The sequence below is a fragment of the Cupriavidus numazuensis genome (assembly GCF_905397435.1).
GTDB lineage: Bacteria > Pseudomonadota > Gammaproteobacteria > Burkholderiales > Burkholderiaceae > Cupriavidus > Cupriavidus numazuensis.
In genome coordinates, this window is the sequence record NZ_CAJPVI010000029.1 from 62,928 (window position 1) to 79,240 (window position 16,313).

15 protein-coding genes are annotated in these 16,313 nt (G+C 64.1%); 6 read left to right on the top strand and 9 right to left on the bottom strand.

The features are described 5' to 3' along the window. Nucleotides 1–481: 481 nt before the first annotated feature. The 4 genes from KHO41_RS22295 to KHO41_RS22310 are packed head-to-tail and all read right to left on the bottom strand — an operon-like array spanning nt 482 to nt 4,679. Complete coding sequence (locus KHO41_RS22295; RefSeq protein ID WP_211955462.1) at nt 482–937, bottom strand: MaoC family dehydratase; 456 nt, start codon at nt 935–937, stop codon at nt 482–484. A 20-nt stretch (nt 938–957) separates the two neighbouring features. Next, a complete protein-coding gene (locus KHO41_RS22300) occupies nt 958–1,848 on the bottom strand; it encodes an HpcH/HpaI aldolase/citrate lyase family protein (protein ID WP_244873962.1) in 891 nt (296 codons plus the stop codon). Between the two features lie 39 nt (nt 1,849–1,887). Then, entirely contained in the window at nt 1,888–2,676 is a 789-nt protein-coding gene (locus KHO41_RS22305; protein ID WP_211955463.1) for an enoyl-CoA hydratase-related protein, read from the bottom strand. Further along, nucleotides 2,673–4,679, bottom strand: a complete 2,007-nt coding sequence (locus KHO41_RS22310) for an AMP-binding protein (RefSeq protein WP_211955464.1) — start codon at nt 4,677–4,679, stop codon at nt 2,673–2,675. The genes KHO41_RS22305 and KHO41_RS22310 overlap by 4 nt, the downstream gene beginning before the upstream one ends. Nucleotides 4,680–4,939: 260 nt before the next feature. Between KHO41_RS22310 and KHO41_RS22315 the strand changes: the two genes are divergently transcribed. The 6 genes from KHO41_RS22315 (at nt 4,940) to KHO41_RS22340 (ending at nt 11,035) form a co-directional block, all read left to right on the top strand. Beyond that, the gene (locus KHO41_RS22315; protein WP_211955465.1) at nt 4,940–6,100 is read left to right on the top strand and encodes a CaiB/BaiF CoA transferase family protein; all 1,161 of its coding nucleotides are present in this window, start codon (nt 4,940–4,942) and stop codon (nt 6,098–6,100) included. 14 nt (nt 6,101–6,114) lie between these two features. Continuing rightward, entirely contained in the window at nt 6,115–7,335 is a 1,221-nt protein-coding gene (locus tag KHO41_RS22320; RefSeq protein WP_244873963.1) for a CaiB/BaiF CoA transferase family protein, read from the top strand. Nucleotides 7,336–7,411: 76 nt separating this feature from the next. Beyond that, a complete protein-coding gene (locus KHO41_RS22325) occupies nt 7,412–8,374 on the top strand; it encodes a tripartite tricarboxylate transporter substrate-binding protein (RefSeq protein WP_211955467.1) in 963 nt (320 codons plus the stop codon). Between the two features lie 46 nt (nt 8,375–8,420). Further along, entirely contained in the window at nt 8,421–9,380 is a 960-nt protein-coding gene (locus tag KHO41_RS22330; protein ID WP_211955468.1) for a tripartite tricarboxylate transporter substrate binding protein, read from the top strand. A 112-nt stretch (nt 9,381–9,492) separates the two neighbouring features. Beyond that, a complete protein-coding gene (locus KHO41_RS22335) occupies nt 9,493–10,431 on the top strand; it encodes a LysR family transcriptional regulator (protein WP_211955469.1) in 939 nt (312 codons plus the stop codon). A gap of 139 nt (nt 10,432–10,570) precedes the next feature. Then, on the top strand, nt 10,571–11,035 hold the full coding sequence (locus KHO41_RS22340) for a MaoC family dehydratase (protein WP_211955470.1): 465 nt from the start codon (nt 10,571–10,573) through the stop codon (nt 11,033–11,035). 14 nt (nt 11,036–11,049) lie between these two features. Here KHO41_RS22340 and KHO41_RS22345 read toward each other — a convergent pair whose 3' ends face one another. The 5 genes from KHO41_RS22345 to KHO41_RS22365 all read right to left on the bottom strand — a co-directional run bounded on the left by KHO41_RS22345 (nt 11,050) and on the right by KHO41_RS22365 (nt 16,297). After that, nucleotides 11,050–12,294 carry an adenylate/guanylate cyclase domain-containing protein gene (locus tag KHO41_RS22345; RefSeq protein WP_211955471.1) on the bottom strand — a complete coding sequence of 415 codons (1,245 nt, stop codon included), beginning with the start codon at nt 12,292–12,294 and terminating at the stop codon, nt 11,050–11,052. A gap of 142 nt (nt 12,295–12,436) precedes the next feature. Next, a complete protein-coding gene (locus tag KHO41_RS22350) occupies nt 12,437–13,219 on the bottom strand; it encodes a 2-keto-4-pentenoate hydratase (protein ID WP_211955472.1) in 783 nt (260 codons plus the stop codon). Next, nucleotides 13,216–14,079, bottom strand: coding sequence for an alpha/beta fold hydrolase (locus KHO41_RS22355; RefSeq protein ID WP_211955473.1), 864 nt, complete (start codon nt 14,077–14,079; stop codon nt 13,216–13,218). Before KHO41_RS22355 ends, KHO41_RS22350 begins: the two co-directional genes overlap by 4 nt. 21 nt (nt 14,080–14,100) lie before the next feature. After that, nucleotides 14,101–15,345, bottom strand: coding sequence for an LLM class flavin-dependent oxidoreductase (locus tag KHO41_RS22360; protein ID WP_211955474.1), 1,245 nt, complete (start codon nt 15,343–15,345; stop codon nt 14,101–14,103). A 52-nt stretch (nt 15,346–15,397) separates the two neighbouring features. Then, nucleotides 15,398–16,297: a transporter gene (locus tag KHO41_RS22365; RefSeq protein WP_211955475.1), complete on the bottom strand. Its 900-nt coding sequence runs from the start codon at nt 16,295–16,297 to the stop codon at nt 15,398–15,400. Between the last annotated feature and the right edge of the window lie 16 nt (nt 16,298–16,313).

Consider the following 16,313-nt stretch of genomic DNA (forward strand, 5'->3'; position numbering starts at 1 on the left):
ACGACGTGCGCGCAGCGCAGCCGAAGGCGTCCCACCACTGACCGTATTGGAACGCTGTACCCGAGTCCGTCTTGGGGATCGTCCAAAAGTCGTGCCGCGTCAGGCACAGGTTCTGACTCACATAGCGTTAGCAGGTTGGAACGGCCGACCACCATCGCAGGCGTCCAAAGCCGTTTGAACCACTGCCACCGTGGAATTGATGGCCAGCGGCAACGACGCGCTTTTTGGTTACTTTTTGTCGCTCGGACAAAAAGTGACTCGCCGGCTACGCCGGCGAAACCGCGCCGCCAGCCAAGAACGACACCCCCACAATACGTCGAAGAACCAAAAAAAATGAGACCACCACAAGGTGGTCCCCAAAGCGGTTCCCGAGCCAGTTGTCTTTTAGCCAGGGAACCCATGGAGCCCATACCCCCTACACCATCCGCATTTCCGGCAGCACCGCAAGCTCCTGCGTATCCATTTCAAGTCTCCGGCCACCTCATTGCTTCGGACGCACCTTCATCAGCCCGGTACGGACGGCCACGCAAACCTCTTCGTCGCGCTGGTTCAGGCCGACATGGCGGAACGTCACGATGCCGGAGTCGGTGCGGCTCTTCGACAGACGCGCATTCACGATCTCAGTGCGCACGCGGATGGTATCGCCATGGAAAGTCGGCTTCGGGAACTTGATCTCCTGGAAGCCCAGGTTGCCCAGCGTGGTGCCCAGCGTGGTCTCGTACACCGTGACACCTGCCACCAGCGCCAGCAGGAACATGCTGTTGACCAGGCGCTGGCCGTAGATCGAGTCCTTGCTGTATTCCGCATCGATGTGCAGCGGCGCGCAGTTGTAGGTCAGGGCCGAGAACAGCACGTTGTCGGTTTCGGTCACCGTGCGACGGATCGCGTGTTCGACCACGAGGCCTTCGGTGCAATCCTCGAAATAGAGTCCAGCCATTTGATGTCTCCGGGAAAAAGTCAGGCGTTGAAAGATCTGGCGAGCGCGACGATCTCGCGCGCGGTCTTGACGTGGGCGATGTCGATGTGTTCGCCGTCATAGATGCAGGAGGCACGGCCGGTCGCCTGCGCCTGGTCGAGCGCCACGATCATGCCTTCGTAATAGGCAACGGCCTCGGGCGATGGGGTGTAGACCTCGTTGATCGTCGCGACATTCGAGGGATGGAGCGCCAGTTCGCCGGTCATCCCGAGATTGCGGTCGAGCAGCGACGATTGCTTCTGTCCTTCGAGGTCTCTCACCTGCTGCCAGACGCCGCCGATCGACAGCTTGCCGGCGGCGCGTGCGGCCATCACCGCGCGCGACTTGAAGGTCAGGCTTTCACGGCCGCCCGGCGTCCACTCGTAACCCAGTGCGCGCGCTACATCCGCGTTCTTTGCGGTAGCACCGCAGATGGCGCCCACACGGTCGCGCTTCGCGATCTCGTAGGCCAGTTCGAGCGAGCGCGCAGTTTCGAGCAGCGGGATCACCTTCGTCGTGCCCGCTTCCACGCCGTTGCGGTACTCGGCCTCGGACAGCATCATCGAGACGCAGTCGACGTCCTCGGGCCCGCATGGCTTCGAGATCACGATGCCCTCGACGTGCGGGCTGACCACCGCAAGGATGTCCTCGAAGTCGTACAGATGCGGCGAACGGTTGATCCGCACGTAGATGCGCTGGTTCTGCGCGGCAAGCCACGCGAGCTTCGCGCGCACGATGCCGCGCGCCTCCACCTTCAGGTCGGGCGGTACGCTGTCTTCGAGATCCAGGATCAGGGCATCCGCCTTGGCAGCGATCGACTTCTCGATCCAGTCAGGCTTATTGCCGGGCACGAACAACAGCGATCGTGCCGGCTTCATTGCGCGGTGGCTCATATTTGTCTCCTTCGATGATTCCATTCGTTTCGGCGGGGATTACTTCGCATACCGACGGAAATCCGGCGGCCGCTTCTCCAGAAATGCGCGCACACCCTCACGCGATTCCTCGGTGTCGTACATGTAGGAGACCGTCTGCATCCCCATCCAGCTGATGCCGCGGATGCTCTCGCTGTCGGCGTTGAACGAGCGCTTGGCGATCGCCAGCGCGGACGGGCTGTGTTCGAGAATGCGGCTGCACCAGTCGGCAACTTCCGCATCGAGCTTGTCATCGGGCACCACGGCATTGACGAGGCCCATGGCCTGCGCTTCGCGCGCGGGATACCGCTTGCACAGGTACCAGATCTCGCGCGCCTTCTTCTCGCCGACGATGCGCGCGAGATAGGCCGTGCCGAACCCCGGATCCACCGAGCCAACGCGCGGACCGACCTGCCCGAACGTCGCCGATTCGCCGGCGATGGTGAGATCGCAGATCGTCGCCAGCACATTGCCGCCGCCGATCGCATAGCCCTGCACGCGGGCGATCACTGGCTTTGGCACGTCGCGAATGGCGGACTGCAGCGCTTCGATCTGCATGCCGATGGTGCCGCGCCCGCTGTACTGGCCGTTGTGCGCGCTCTGGTCACCGCCGGTGCAGAACGCCTTGTCGCCGGCGCCCGTGAGCACGATCACGCCGATGGCGCGGTCCCACCCCGAGCTGCTGATGGCGTCGATCAGTTCGTCCACCGTCTGCGAACGCATCGCGTTCATGACCTTCGGCCGGTTGATGGTGATGGTGGCGACACGTCCGGAGACTTCGAGGAGGATGTCTTCGTATGGTTGTTTCATGGCTTCTCCACGGCATGCGCAAGGCCGGCGGTCCGGGCCGACTGTGCGATGACGTCCAGTGCTTCGGGATTGGCGAGCGAGGACAGGTCGCCCGCATCCAGCCCCAGGCAGGCCGCGCGCACGGCGCGGCGCATGATCTTCATGTTGCGGGTCTTGGGCAGGTCGGCGACGAACAGGACAGTAGTGGGGCGGAACGCAGTGCCCAAGCCGGCCACAACCGAGTCCGACAACACCTTGCGCGTCGTCTCGTCCGGTGCGGTGCCCGGCATCGGCGTGACCACGAGGCCCACCGTCTCGCCCTTGACCGGATCCGGCATGCCGATGGCCGCCACCTCCGCCACCTTGCCGGTGGCCATCACCAGCGTCTCGATCTCCGACGGCCCGGTGCGCTTGCCTGCCACCTTGAGCGTGTCGTCCGAGCGGCCCAGCACATACCAGTAGCCATCCTCGTCGATCGCGGCACGGTCGCCATGCATCCATACGCCTGGCACGCGGCTCCAGTAGCTGTCGAGATAGCGTTGGCGGTCGTGCCACAGGCCACGTGTGAGACCGATCGATGATGAACGCAGGGCCAGTTCACCCGTACCCCCGGGTCCGACCGATTTGCCGTGCTCGTCGACAATATCCGCGCCCATGCCCGGCACCGGCCCGGCGAACGCGCACGGCTTGAGCGGATGGATCACGGTGCCCGTGACGATGCCGCCACCGACTTCCGTGCCGCCCGAATAGTTAATGATCGGTCGCGTCCCGCCGCAGACGCGCTCGAACATCCAGCGCCACGCATCAATGGTCCACGCTTCGCCGGTCGACAGCGCAAGGCGCAGTGCCGACAGATCGTATTTCTCGATGTCCGCGCCGCCCACCGACATGAAGCTGCGCACAATGGTCGGTGCAATGCCAAGTACCGTGACGCGATGCTGTTCCATCAGGCGCCAGAAGCGCCCCTTGTCGGGAAAGTCATGCGCGCCCTCGGCCATCACCATGGTGCCGCCGAGCAGCGTGGTGCCGTAGATCAGCATCGGGCCCACCAGCCAGCCCATGTCGCTCAGCCACATCAAGCGATCCCCGGCGCGCACGTCGGCGCACAAACCCATGTCGAGCGCGAGCTTGGCGATGAAGCCGCAATGCGAGTGCACGGTGCCCTTGGGCTTGCCAGTGGTGCCCGAGGTGTACATCAGCATCATCGGTGCCTCGGCCGGCATCTCGGTAGTGGGCGCGTCGTCGGGTTGCCCTTCAGTCAGTTCATGCCACCAGTGGTCGACGCCATCCTGCCAGGCTACGTCGATACCGCGATTCCTCAGCACCACCACGTGCTTGAGCGTCGGCACCTCCGCGCGCGCGGCATCCACGGTCTGCTTCATCGGACTGGCCTTGCCGCGCCGCGTGCTCGCATCTGCCGTCAGGACCGCAACGGCGCCGCTGTCGCGCAGGCGGCCCGCAACAGCATGGGCGCCGAACCCCGAGAACAGCGGCAGCACCACACCGCCGATCTTGGCGATGGCCAGCAGCGCCGCGGCGGCTTCGGGCACCATCGGCATATAGACGCCGATCACGTCACCGGGCTGGCAGCCGATCTGGCGCAATCCGGCGGCAAGGCGGCTCGTCTGGGCGTCGAGTTCGGCATAGGTCCAGCGGCGCACATCGCCGTCTTCGCCTTCCCACACCACCGCTTCCTGTTGGTCGCGCGCCGTGCCGCTGTAGCGGTCCAGGCAGTTGAGGACGGCGTTGGTCGTGCCGCCTTTGCACCACTTCGTCCACTCGACGCCTTCGCTGGTGTCCATGACCGCGTCGTAGGGCTGGTAGAAGCGCAGATCCATGTGGCGGATCAGCGCGTTCCAGAAGTCTTGAGGCTGCGCGGCGGCGAAATCCAGTAGTTGCCGGTATCCATCCGGGTCGGCGCGCTCGATGCCGACGCTGCGCATGAAGGCCGCCAGTGTGCTGGCCTGCGCGGCCTCCGGGTCCGGGCGCCATGCCACGTCGTACGATTGCCATGCTGCTTCCATCGATGTCTCCGCCTTGAGTTGTGCTTTCGCTCCGAACCGATGCTAGAGGCCCGGCCCGCTTGCGCTCAAGCGGTCACTGGCGAACACGCGCGTCGTGTTCTGCGAACACACCGGATGGAAGGCCGGTGTTCTCCAATGGGGAACACGGCGGTCACGATTTGCCACTTGAGCCGGAACCCGCCGGACTCCTAGCATTTCTGCACAACCGGCCCCCCCCAATACCCCGAGGCGCCGGCAAGAATGCAATTCAGGAGGCAACGTTGAACGAGAAGGCAGGTACCGGCCCGCTGGCCGGTCTGAAAATCATCGAACTGGGCGGCATCGGTCCAGGCCCCTTCTGCGCCATGCTGCTGGCCGATATGGGGGCGGACGTGTTGCGCCTCGACCGCATCGTGCCGTCCGACAGCGGCGTCCATATGGACCATCGCTTCAACCTGCTGCATCGCGGCCGCCGTTCCGTGGCCATCGACCTGAAGCGGCCGGAAGCCATCGATCTCGTGCACCGACTGACCGCTTCGGCGGATGCAGCGCTGGAGGGTTTCCGCCCCGGCGTAGCGGAGCGGCTCGGCATCGGACCAGAGGATCTGCTCGCTCGCAATCCGCGGCTCGTGTACGGCCGCATGACGGGGTGGGGACAAGACGGGCCGTTGGCGCAGGCGCCGGGCCATGACATGAACTACATCTCCCTGAGCGGTGCGCTGCATGCCATCGGCGAACGCGACGGTCCGCCGCTGCCACCGCTAAACCTCGTCGGGGACTTCGGCGGCGGGGCGATGTACCTCGCCTTCGGCATGGTCTGCGCCATGCTCGAAGCCACGCGGTCGGGACGCGGCCAGGTTGTCGATGCCGCCATGGTCGACGGCTCCGCCCATCTGATGACGCTGATCTATGGCATGTTCGCGGCCGGTGCCTGGACCGACCGGCGCGGCGATAACCGGCTCGACTCCGGCGCCCCGTGGTACAGCGTCTATGAAACGAGCGACGGCCGCCATGTTTCGCTCGCCTCGAACGAGGCACGCTTCTACAAGCAGACGCTGGAACTGCTCGGCCTCACCGGTGAAACGCTGCCCGACCAGCACGACAAGGAAGGCTGGCCCGTTCTGCGCGCGAAGTTCACGCAAGCGTTCCGCGAGAGAACGCGCGACGAATGGTGCGAACTCGTCAAGGGCACCGACGTATGCCTGGCCCCGGTGCTGTCGCTGGCGGAGGCCCCCCATCACCCGCACAACGTCGCGCGCGGCACGTTCGTCGAACTCGACGGCATCGTGCAGCCCGCTCCGGCGCCGCGCTTCAGCCGCACGCGCCCGGCGTTGCGTCGGGGGCCGGCAGTACCCGGCGCGCACACGGCGGAGGCGCTGTGCGACTGGGGCATCGATGCCGGCGAGACCCGTGCGCTGACCCAGGCAGGAGTCGTGCAATGAATGCGGAGTCGAACATGTCCACAAACGGCTTGCGCCCGCTGGACGGCGTACGTGTGCTGGCCGTCGAGAACTTCATCGCCGGGCCGTTCGCCTCCATGTGGCTCGCGGACGCGGGCGCAGAAGTCGTCAAGGTCGAGTCGCGCGAAGGCGGCGACTTTTCGCGTAGCACCAGCCCGGTCAAGGTCACGGAGGACGGGACCGTGCATGGCCTGTCCTTCCTGCGCTCGAACCGGAACAAGAAGAGCGTTACGCTGGATCTCAAGCATCCCGAAGGCCAGCGCATTTTCACGGAGCTGGCTGCCGAAGCCGATATCGTCGTCGAAAACCTGCGCCCCGGCGTGATGGACCGGCTGGGCGTCGGCTATGACGCGCTGCGGGAACGCAATCCACGCCTGATCTACGTCGCCATCTCGGGCTTCGGTCACACCGACGTGAAGCCGAGCCCCTATACGGACTATCCCGCGTTCGACATCGTCGGACAGGCGCTGAGCGGGCTCATGTACCGGCCGGAACGGCAGGGCGATCGCCCGACCTACCTCGGCTTCTCGCTGGCCGACCTGCAAGGCGGCATTCTCGCCGTGCAGGGCGCCTTGCTGGCCCTGTACCAGCGCGAACGCACCGGTCTCGGCAAGAAGGTGGACATCTCGCTCTACGACGCTTCGCTGATCCAGAACGAGATCTCCATTGCCATGTTCTCGGCGTTTCGCGCGCCGACGCCGCCCGGCGTGCATGCGGTGACCGCACCGTTCGGGACTTACCGCGCCAGTGACGGCTATATCGTCATCGCCGTGCTTGGCGAGCATATCTGGAAGCGGTTTTGCGACGTCATCGGCAAACCCGAACTGCCGGACGATCCGCGCTTTGCCGACGGCGTGTCCCGGCGCAAGAACAGCGATGCGCTCAACCCGCATGTCGACACGTGGCTCGGCACGCGTACCCGCGCCGATGCGGTGAAGGCGCTGCGCGACGGCGGCGTGCCGGCGTCGGTGGTCAACGATATTGCGGACGTGTTCGAGTGTCCGCACGTTGCCGCCCGCGACATGCTGATGACGCTGGACGATCCGGTCTGGGGACCGGTCCATGTCGCCGGCAATCCGATCAAGATGTCAGACGTGCCGGAGCCGGAGGCAGGCTTGCCGCCGCGGCTCGGGCAGCACACGGATGCGGTGCTGAGCCACTGGCTGCGCATGGACGCAGAACAGCTCGACGCGCTCCGGACACAGGCCGTCATCTGACCACGCCGTTGGTCTTCGCGGTCCGCCAGCGTGGCGCCGCGACGGACATTGATACGCCACTCCACAGGATGACCCCATGCCTCGCATTTTCACCTTGCTTGCCTCCATTTCCATCGCCCTGGGCACCATCGCGCCAGGCTCGGCCGCGGCCCAGGCTTTCAAGTCCACCATCCGCATCGTGGTGCCGCAGGCACCGGGTGGCGGCACCGACCTCGTTGCCAGAATCGTGGCACCTGGCTTGTCCAGCGAACTGAAACAAACGGTAATCGTCGAGAACCGCCCCGGCGCCAGCGGACAGGTCGGCACGCAGCTCGTGAAGAACGCACCACCGGACGGAACGACAATCCTGCTCGCGGTCGACCATTCGCTGATCATCGTGCCCCTGACGGTGCCCGGTGTCCGCTACAACGTGCAAAGCGACTTCGTGCCATTGGGGCAGGCGGTGCGCACCTACTGGACCCTGATCATTCCCCCGAACGCCGACTACAAGGACTTCAAGGGCTACGTCGCGGCGATCAGGAAGGAGCCGAATGCGCGCTCCTACGGCGTTCCGCTGGCGGGCGGTGCAACCAAGGCGATCGGCGAAGCGGTCGGCAAGTACGCCGGCGTCGGCCTGGTGGAAGTGCCGTTCCACGGCTCCGCACCGCTGTTGCAGAACGTGCTGGCAGGACAGGTGCCAGCCGGCATGACCGGCATGCCGGAAGCCATCGCCGCCCACCGTTCCGGCAAGGCGAGGGTCATCGCGGTGTCCGGCTCCGCGCGGACGCAGCTGCTGCCCGACGTCCCGACCTTCAAGGAACTCGGCGTCGATGGCCTGGAGTTCCGGACCTTCGTCGGGTTCTTCGCGCCGAAGGGCCTGCCGTCGGCCATGGCACAGCAGTTCAACGCCGCCCTGCGGAAAACGCTGGCCGACCCTGCAGTGCAGCAGAAGATCACGCAACTCGCCTTGCAACCTGCGCCGACCACGCTCGAGGAAGCCAGCCGCGAAGTCGGCGAGATGGCGGCCTTCTGGAAAACCGCGCTCGCGAGCCCACAATAAGCCGCAGGCCATACCAAGATTACAAAGACGATTACAAGGAGACTCCATGCTTACCCGTCGTTCGATGCTCTGCCTGCTACCGGCGCTTGCCGCGCCGTGGGCGCGAGAGGGATTCGCGCAAGCCTACCCGGTCCGACCCGTCCGCTTCGTCGTCCCGGTGGCACCGAGCTCGGCAACGGACCTCGTGGCACGCCAGGTCTCGGTATCGTTGAGCAAACTGTGGGGCCAATCGGTGGTCGTCGAAAATCGTCCGGGCGCCGGTGGCGCGATCGGCACCGACGTGGTGGCAAAGGCAGCACCCGACGGATATACCGTGCTCTTCACATTCTCCGCGCACTACACCAACCCGTGGCTGGAGAAGACGCCGTACGATCCTGTCAAGGATTTCGAGCCCGTCGCCCGGCTGGCAAGCACGGCGCTGGTCATGGTGACAGGTGCGGATTCCCCATACAAGACGGTGCGCGACGTCATTGCGGCGACGAAGCGCGAACCGCGTTCGGTCAGCTATGCCTCGGCGGGCGATGGCTCCGCGTCGCATATGAGCGGTGCGCTGCTGAATGCGATTGGCGGTATCCAGATGACGCATGCCCCCTACAAGAACGGTGCGCAGGCGATGGTCGAAACGGCCAGTGGTCAGGTGCAGGTCGCCTTTGCCGGGCAGGCGGCACTGCCGCTGATTCGCGCCGGAAAGCTGCGCGTGCTGGCCGTGACCAGCGCGCAACCGTCCGCATTGATGCCCGATGCGCCGCCGATGAACAAGGCGGCCGGCATCGAAGGCTACGACCTGACGTCGCCGGTGTGGGCCTTTGCGCCGAAGGGCACGCCTGCGGCGCTCATCGGCAAGCTGTCCGACGCGTTCGGCGTCATCGTGGCATCGCAGGAATTCAAGGCGTTCTGCACTGCCCAGGCGCTCGACCCGGGCTTCATGCCGGCCGCCGCAGTGCGCGCGGACGTCGCGGCCGAAGCGGAGAAGTGGCATCGTCTGGTCCAGCTGACCCGTGCGTGAGCCCGGCTCGTGAATCCGGCCCGCCCATGCGGGCCGATTGACCTCAAGTGGGGCCGGCGATACCCTCTCCTGCACGAGCGGCACGAGATCGCCCGAACTACAGGAGACACTCATGAGCACGCTGAGCGTGCACGGCCTGACCCGCCGGGCAGACCTTTTCACATTGCGGCTGTTCCTGACCGTCGTCGAGGAACGCCAGATCCGGCGCGCCGCCGTACGCGAGAACATCGCACCTTCCGCAGCCACGAAACGCATCCAGGATCTCGAAGACATTGCCGGCGTACAGCTTTTTGAACGCCAGCCTACCGGCATGGTCACCAGCGCCGCGGGCGAGGTGCTGGCGCGCCACCTGCGGCTGCTGTTCGAGAACCTCGATGATATGCGGCGCGAACTGCAGGAGTTCTCGGAGGGTGTACGCGGATACATCACGATCGCGGTCACCGGCTCCATCATCGTGCAGTACCTGGCGCGCGAGATCGGCGAGTTCTCGCGCAGTTTTCCGCTGGTCGAGTTCGATATCCAGCAGGATCTGAACACCAACGTGGTCAAGGGCGTGGTCGCCGGCGATGCCGACCTGGCCGTCTACGTCGCCAGCAGCGAGATCGACGAAAGCGGGCTCGACGTTCTTCCGTATCGTACGAACCGACTGGTCGCGCTGGTCCCGCGCGGCCATCCGCTTGCGGAATTGCCGGAAGTGCCGTTCGCCGACCTGATGCGAGAGCCGTTCATCGGCATTCCATCTTCTACCACGTTGATGGCGGATCTCTATCGCGGGGCGCGCGACCTGGGGCGGCCATTCCAGCCAAAGCTGACAGTCGGTACGGTCGAGGCGGCACGTGCGCTGGTGGAAGCCGGCATGGGCGTCACGGTTCAACCGGACTGCATGTTCCCCGTCGAATCCGTCCCGCAGGTAGCGGTCGTGCCGCTCGCCGACCCGTGGGCGGTGCGGCCCGTGCATATCGGCACGCGCACCGGCCGCCCGATGACGGCGGCCACGCGAGCGTTTATTCGCCAGCTCACCGAGCAGCCCGCGCCGTCTGCGGAAAGCTGAAGCCGGAAACAGGGGTCGCGGACGGCGAACCCTCCGGTCGCGGATGAACACTTGGCGGCCATGCGGCGTGCGGAATAACCTTTCAGCACGGACCTGTGCCGCGAAGGCACGGGATCGCTGACTTCGCGGAGACAACACCATGCAAACGCCTGCGTCCGGCCGCTACTTCGAAGAGTTCTCGGTCGGAGATGCTTACCTGCACGACATCGAGAGAACACTGAGCGAAGCCGACAACCTGCTGTTCAGCACGCTCACCCACAACGCGGAGCCATGGCACCTGGACGACCTGCACGGCCAGCATTCCATGTATGGCAGCCGCGTCGTCAACAGCATCTTCACGCTGATGTGGGCCTGCAGCGTCGGCATCGATCGCCTGACGCACGGCACGATGCTCGGCAACCTTGGCTTCAGCGACGTCCGGTTTACGCGCCCGGTGTTCTTTGGCGACACGCTGCGCGCGGAGAGCGAAATTCTCGACAAGCGAACGGCGGCACCTGATTCAGATGCGGGCATCATCGAGCTGGAAAGTCGGGCGTACAACCAGCGGCGGGAGATGGTGACCCGGTTTCGATGTGTGCGGCTGGTGCGGAGGGTACCGCGGTAAAGCTGCAACGGATCTCACGCCGGTGGTGATTGCAACGTATTGGGGCCGCACAAAAACCACGTGTGCAACTCCCCAATGCCTTTCGCGACGATCCTGCCACGCTCCTCGAACACGAATGAGTCCCCAAGCAGCCGATGCGTTGCATCCGTGACCTGTATGCGTCCGGCAACACCGTGCGATTCCATTCGGCTTGCAGTATTCACTGCGTCGCCCCACAAGTCATAGATGAACTTGTGCTTGCCGACGACGCCCGCCACCACAGGCCCGCTATTGATGCCGATGCGCATCTTGAGATCGTGGCCCCGTCGCAGATTAAAGCGGTCCAGCGCCCCCATCATGTCCATGGCCATGTAGGCGGCGCGAACTGCATGATCTGCTACGGGATCCGGCAGGCCGGCCGCAGCCATATAGGCGTCCCCGATCGTCTTGATCTTCTCGAGGTGATAGTGATCGGCGATGACATCGAAGTCCGTGAAGATCTCGTTGAGGACGCCAACCAGTTGCTCCGGACTCATGCCGCCGGAGAACTGAGTAAAAGCCACAATGTCCGCAAACAACACGGTGACATCGGAGAGGCTGTCAGCGATGATCTCCGGAACGCTGCCTGGCGCAAAGTCGGGGCGTGCCTTCAGTCGCTCTGCAATGGGATACGGCAGCAGATTGAGCAATAGCCGCTCCGAGACTTTCTGCTCGTGGAGCAGCTTGTCATACAGGCTTTGCAGTTCATCGCGTTGCTGGCGGATCAACGCATGGCTGGACCGCAGTTCCTCGTTTTTCCTCGCGATTTCTGCCTCTGCCCGCTTCTTCTCCGTAATGTTGCGGCCCTCCGGCAGCAGGAAAACAACCTCGCCATGTTGATCTCGAATGGGCAGCAGCGAGAAATCGACACTGATCGTCTCCCCGGGTGACGTACGCGAAAACACTTCGAGATCGCAACGGACAAATTCACCGTGGCTGGCACGTTGGATGGCCTCATGGACCGTTGTGCGGGTCTCCTGCGAAACACCCCACCAATTGGCCTCCCAGAATGGCGTCCCCCTGACTTCCTCCACCGAAATGCCGACACCCTCTGCGGCCGCGCGGTTGATCTCCAGGATCGTGCCATTGACATCGAGCAGGCCGACGAACTGGTACATGTCGTCGACCATCACGCGAGCGAACTTGTCGCGCAAGGTCTCCCGATCGTCGGTCGCGGAGAGCGTCACACCGCGCACGCGGAACTCTGTGGCCTCGGAAAACATCTGGCTATTGGCAGGCATGCTGCACCTCACGCGCAAGATGTGTGCAGAGTTGTGCTCCCCTGCACGTACATGAACCTGCACCATTTTAGGCGGCTCTGTGGCTTGGGGAGCACGGGTTCCTTGAGCGTCTGCTGCGAGTACGCTAAAGGTTCGCCTCCGGTCAGTCGAAAATGGCACGCACGGCGCCTATGCCTTGTATGTGCGCCTCGAACGTGTCTCCCGGCCGGACCGGGACCATTGGGCCGAGCGCGCCGGACAGCACGATATCGCCGGCCTTCAGGGGCGCGCCACGAGCCGCCATGGTCCGGGCGAGCCAGAGCAGCGCATGGAGCGGATGCCCCATGCATGCCGCGCCGCACCCCAGCGAGACGATTTCGCCCTGTCGCTCCGTGACCATGCCGCACAGGCGCAAGTCCACGTCCGCCAGCCTGTGCGGGACGGACCCGAGCACGAATGCCGATGAAGAAGCGTTGTCGGCAATCGTGTCGGCGATGCCGATGTCCCAGTCCCGGATACGACTGCCGACGATCTCGAGCGCCGGCAAGACGTGATCCACAGCCTGTTCCAGCTCCCGATGCGTGACCGCATCGCCCGTCACATCCCTGCCCATCACGAATGCAACCTCGGCCTCGATTCTCGGCTGGGAAAGCGCAGACCACTTCAAGGGTTCGTCGTGCGCGTAGGCCATGTCGTCCAGCAGGATGCCGAAGTCCGGCTGGTCGACGCCAAGCTGTTTCTGGACCGCAGCGGACGTCAGGCCGATCTTGCTGCCGATCTTCCTGGCGCCGGCCGCGATGCGGCGCTCGATATTGAGCTGCTGGATCGCGTAGGCCTCATCGATACCGAGGCCTTCGTACGTGCGCCGCAATGGCTCGATCCATGTCGATGTCGCTTCGGCATGGTGGAGCAAGCCCGCTGCGGCCTTGATGTCCGCGGTGTTCATCTCGTTTCTACCTTTTCAAGGAACCGGGTCACGGCCTCGAACGTCTCGGCACGCTTTTCGACCTGCGGAATATGTCCGCAATCGTCGATGATCGTGACCTCGCTGTCTGCGATCAGGTCCTGGAACTTGGCTGCATAGGCTGCCGATATAAGCTTGTCGTCCCGTCCCCAGACGATCTGTGTGGGCGCATGAACGCGATGAAGCCGCCTGGCCAGGCCCCGCTCCGGAATCGGCCAGACGAACGAACCCGTGCAACCGAGCGTCCATACGCGCGCGGCCATCGCCTTGGCCAAAGCTTCCGGCTCCTCAGGCAACGCCAGGAATGCGCGCGCTTCCTCGCTGTCCGGGTTCGCGAACAGCAGGGACGGCATGTCCGCCGCGGGCACCGCATTCCAGTTCACGACTGGCATGTCGTCGCGCCACAGCCCGATCGGATCCAGCAGCACCACCGCGCTGAACAGATCCGGGAAGGTCGCTGCCAGCTCGGCCGCGAGCATGCCGCCAAAGCTCTGGCCGATCACGATCGGGCGGTCCAGGCCAAGGCGTCTCACAGCTTCTTCGTATGCAAGAACAATGTCGTGCAGATCCTGGAATTGCCGGACGGCGTAAGGATCCTCGGGGCTGGTGCCCGGAAACTCGGGAGCATGGATGCGATGGGAGGCGGCCAGGTCGAGCAGGAAGTCGTCCACGACCAATCCGCCGGAGGGGTGCAGGTAAAGGACATCGCGGCCCTTGCCGAATACCTTGACGCGCAGGTTGACACGATCACCCCAGACAAGGACTTGCCGCTCGTCGACGGCAGTGTCACCAGGATTCTGGGTCTGGCTCCGTGCGCGGAGCGTGGTGGTTTGCTGGTTCATGATTGTTCTTCCACAGTTGGGTTATTCGGCTGCGCGCAGCGGCACGCCGCCAAGACGCTCGGGCCACCAGTGGTGCTGATATCCATCGCTGGCCCAGAGCTTTTTGAGATCCGGCATGATGTGCCGCGCGAACATGTCGATGTTGTATTGCGCCAGTTCCTTCGGCATCGACCCGAACTGCAGCATCGCGTGCAGATTGCCGATGCCGAACTCGCGCGCGAACTCCAGCAGTTGCGCTTTCACCGTGCTGACGCTGCCGCAGACGAGTGCGCCCGAGGCGACCAGGTCCTTGAAGGTCGCTGTGCGCATCCGCTCGTACATGCCGAAGTCCTTCGGGTCGCGGAAGATGAACTCCAGCCCGCGGATATCGATGCCGCCCGGAAGTGCAAGGCGATGCATGCCGATGCCACCCAGCGCCTTGCGGAAGAAGTACTCGGCATGTTTGGCGTACAGTCTCTCCGCCTCGGCGTCGGTCTCCGCCACGGCAATCGACTGCATGAAGCCAATGCGATACGGGTTCGGCGTCTTGCCGGCCTGCTCCTCGATCTCGCGGAAGCGATCGAAGATCCGCTTGCCGGTTTCTTTCGCGCCGAACCAGCCGAAGTAGTTGAAGCCGTAGTCGCGGTCGACGATGAACTTCATCGTGTTCGGGTTGCCGATCGCGGTGATCCACACCGGCGGGTGTGGCTTGTTTTGCAGCGGACGCGGCCAGATATTGACCTCCGCATGCTGCGAGAACCTGCCGTTCCAGGCGAACGGCTTGGGGTCCTGCCACGCGCGCAGAATCAATTCGAGGTTCTCGTCGAACCTGGGGCGGGTTTCAAGCGGCGGGACGCCGTTGTTCACGTTGGCATCGTAGGCAAGCCCGATCGGGAAGCCGCAGACCAGGCGTCCGCCCGACATGCAGTCAAGCATCGCCTGTTCTTCGGCGACCCGCAGCGGTTCGCGCGTCTTGCCCAGCGAGCGGCCGATGGGGTAGATCGCGGTTTCAATCCCTTCGGCCTCGGTGATGTAGGCGAGCGCCGCCTCGAACAGATCGGGGTTCGGCATCATGTCGTACGCGCTTTGGCCGTGCTCGGTGATGGCGAGGCCATCGAAGCCGGCCCTTGCCGCATACAGCATCTCGTCCATGGCATCGCGATAGGCCGAGCGCACGCCGGCAGGCGTGGTGAGCGAATAGGGGGTCGTCACGACCGATTCGAAGCGGTCCTCGAAATCGTCGGGCAAGGACCGATAAGGGACCTGCTGGAAGTAGTTGATCTTCATTTCCGTACCTCTCTTGCGTTGCTACGTTGTTGCGTTGCTGCCTTTCAGCAGATCACTGGAACAGCTTGACCACGCGGAGGGTCAAGCCAAAGTCCTGGTTGAAGCCACCGGTCGTCGCGAAGGCGTGATTCACCTCGCCGAGGACCTGCCATGTCTTGTTGAGGAAATGGGATGCGTACAGCCGCACCTGCTGATAGTCGGTGCGAAGCCCGTTTGGCTGTCCATCCACCTTCTGCTGTCCGCCCTTGACGATCGTGTAGCCAATGCCGGCACCGGTGGCCGGCGTCAATTGCTTGCTCAGCCATAGCTGGAGCTGGTAGGTGTTCTTTTGCGAAAACGTCTTGCCGGTGGCGGCCGCGCCATAGTCGTTGTTGTCGCCGTAGAAGATCACGTCGCCCGCGACGTCCAGTTGCCAGCCCGACTTGAACTGCTGCACGAAAACCGCCTGCAGGTTTTCGGTCCAGGTATTGCGGCCTACCGATACGGGCCGGAAGCGGTCGTAGGAGCCAAGCGGAAACGAGGTAATGGAGGCGAGGCCCAGGTATCTGCCGTTCTGTGGATCATTCAGCGGCCAGACCACGGCACCGAACATCGGGTCACCGGCGCGCACGCCGTTGGTACTGGCACTGGCGCCTGCGACCTCGCTGTTGACCGAGGCAAATGGCATCAGCATTTGCAGGTTGTACGAGAGCGAGCTGGTTTTCGGATACCAGACCGCGCGCAGCAAACCCGAGTTCAGGTTCAGGCTCGTATCGTTCTTGATATCGCCAACGCCGTCCACGTTCAGCTTTTCGCTGTGCGCATAGTTGTAGTAACCAACGCCGATGAATGAACCACCGGGCAACGGGATATAGTCGCCCGGCTCGATCGGCACTCCGTGGGCTGCGAGCGATGCCGCGGCCAGCGTGCTGGTGGCCAACGTCTTGTTGAAGATGTGGATGCTTTTGTTCATGTCTGTCTCATCCAGA

Excerpts from the sequence above, each read along its gene's own strand:
- KHO41_RS22295 (WP_211955462.1), bottom strand. The coding sequence starts at position 937 with ATGGCTGGACTCTATTTCGAGGATTGCACCGAAGGCCTCGTGGTCGAA.
- KHO41_RS22300 (WP_244873962.1), bottom strand. The coding sequence starts at position 1,848 with ATGAGCCACCGCGCAATGAAGCCGGCACGATCGCTGTTGTTCGTGCCC.
- KHO41_RS22305 (WP_211955463.1), bottom strand. The coding sequence starts at position 2,676 with ATGAAACAACCATACGAAGACATCCTCCTCGAAGTCTCCGGACGTGTC.
- KHO41_RS22310 (WP_211955464.1), bottom strand. The coding sequence starts at position 4,679 with ATGGAAGCAGCATGGCAATCGTACGACGTGGCATGGCGCCCGGACCCG.
- KHO41_RS22320 (WP_244873963.1), top strand. The coding sequence starts at position 6,115 with ATGTCCACAAACGGCTTGCGCCCGCTGGACGGCGTACGTGTGCTGGCC.
- KHO41_RS22325 (WP_211955467.1), top strand. The coding sequence starts at position 7,412 with ATGCCTCGCATTTTCACCTTGCTTGCCTCCATTTCCATCGCCCTGGGC.
- KHO41_RS22330 (WP_211955468.1), top strand. The coding sequence starts at position 8,421 with ATGCTTACCCGTCGTTCGATGCTCTGCCTGCTACCGGCGCTTGCCGCG.
- KHO41_RS22335 (WP_211955469.1), top strand. The coding sequence starts at position 9,493 with ATGAGCACGCTGAGCGTGCACGGCCTGACCCGCCGGGCAGACCTTTTC.
- KHO41_RS22340 (WP_211955470.1), top strand. The coding sequence starts at position 10,571 with ATGCAAACGCCTGCGTCCGGCCGCTACTTCGAAGAGTTCTCGGTCGGA.
- KHO41_RS22345 (WP_211955471.1), bottom strand. The coding sequence starts at position 12,294 with ATGCCTGCCAATAGCCAGATGTTTTCCGAGGCCACAGAGTTCCGCGTG.
- KHO41_RS22350 (WP_211955472.1), bottom strand. The coding sequence starts at position 13,219 with ATGAACACCGCGGACATCAAGGCCGCAGCGGGCTTGCTCCACCATGCC.
- KHO41_RS22355 (WP_211955473.1), bottom strand. The coding sequence starts at position 14,079 with ATGAACCAGCAAACCACCACGCTCCGCGCACGGAGCCAGACCCAGAAT.
- KHO41_RS22360 (WP_211955474.1), bottom strand. The coding sequence starts at position 15,345 with ATGAAGATCAACTACTTCCAGCAGGTCCCTTATCGGTCCTTGCCCGAC.
- KHO41_RS22365 (WP_211955475.1), bottom strand. The coding sequence starts at position 16,297 with ATGAACAAAAGCATCCACATCTTCAACAAGACGTTGGCCACCAGCACG.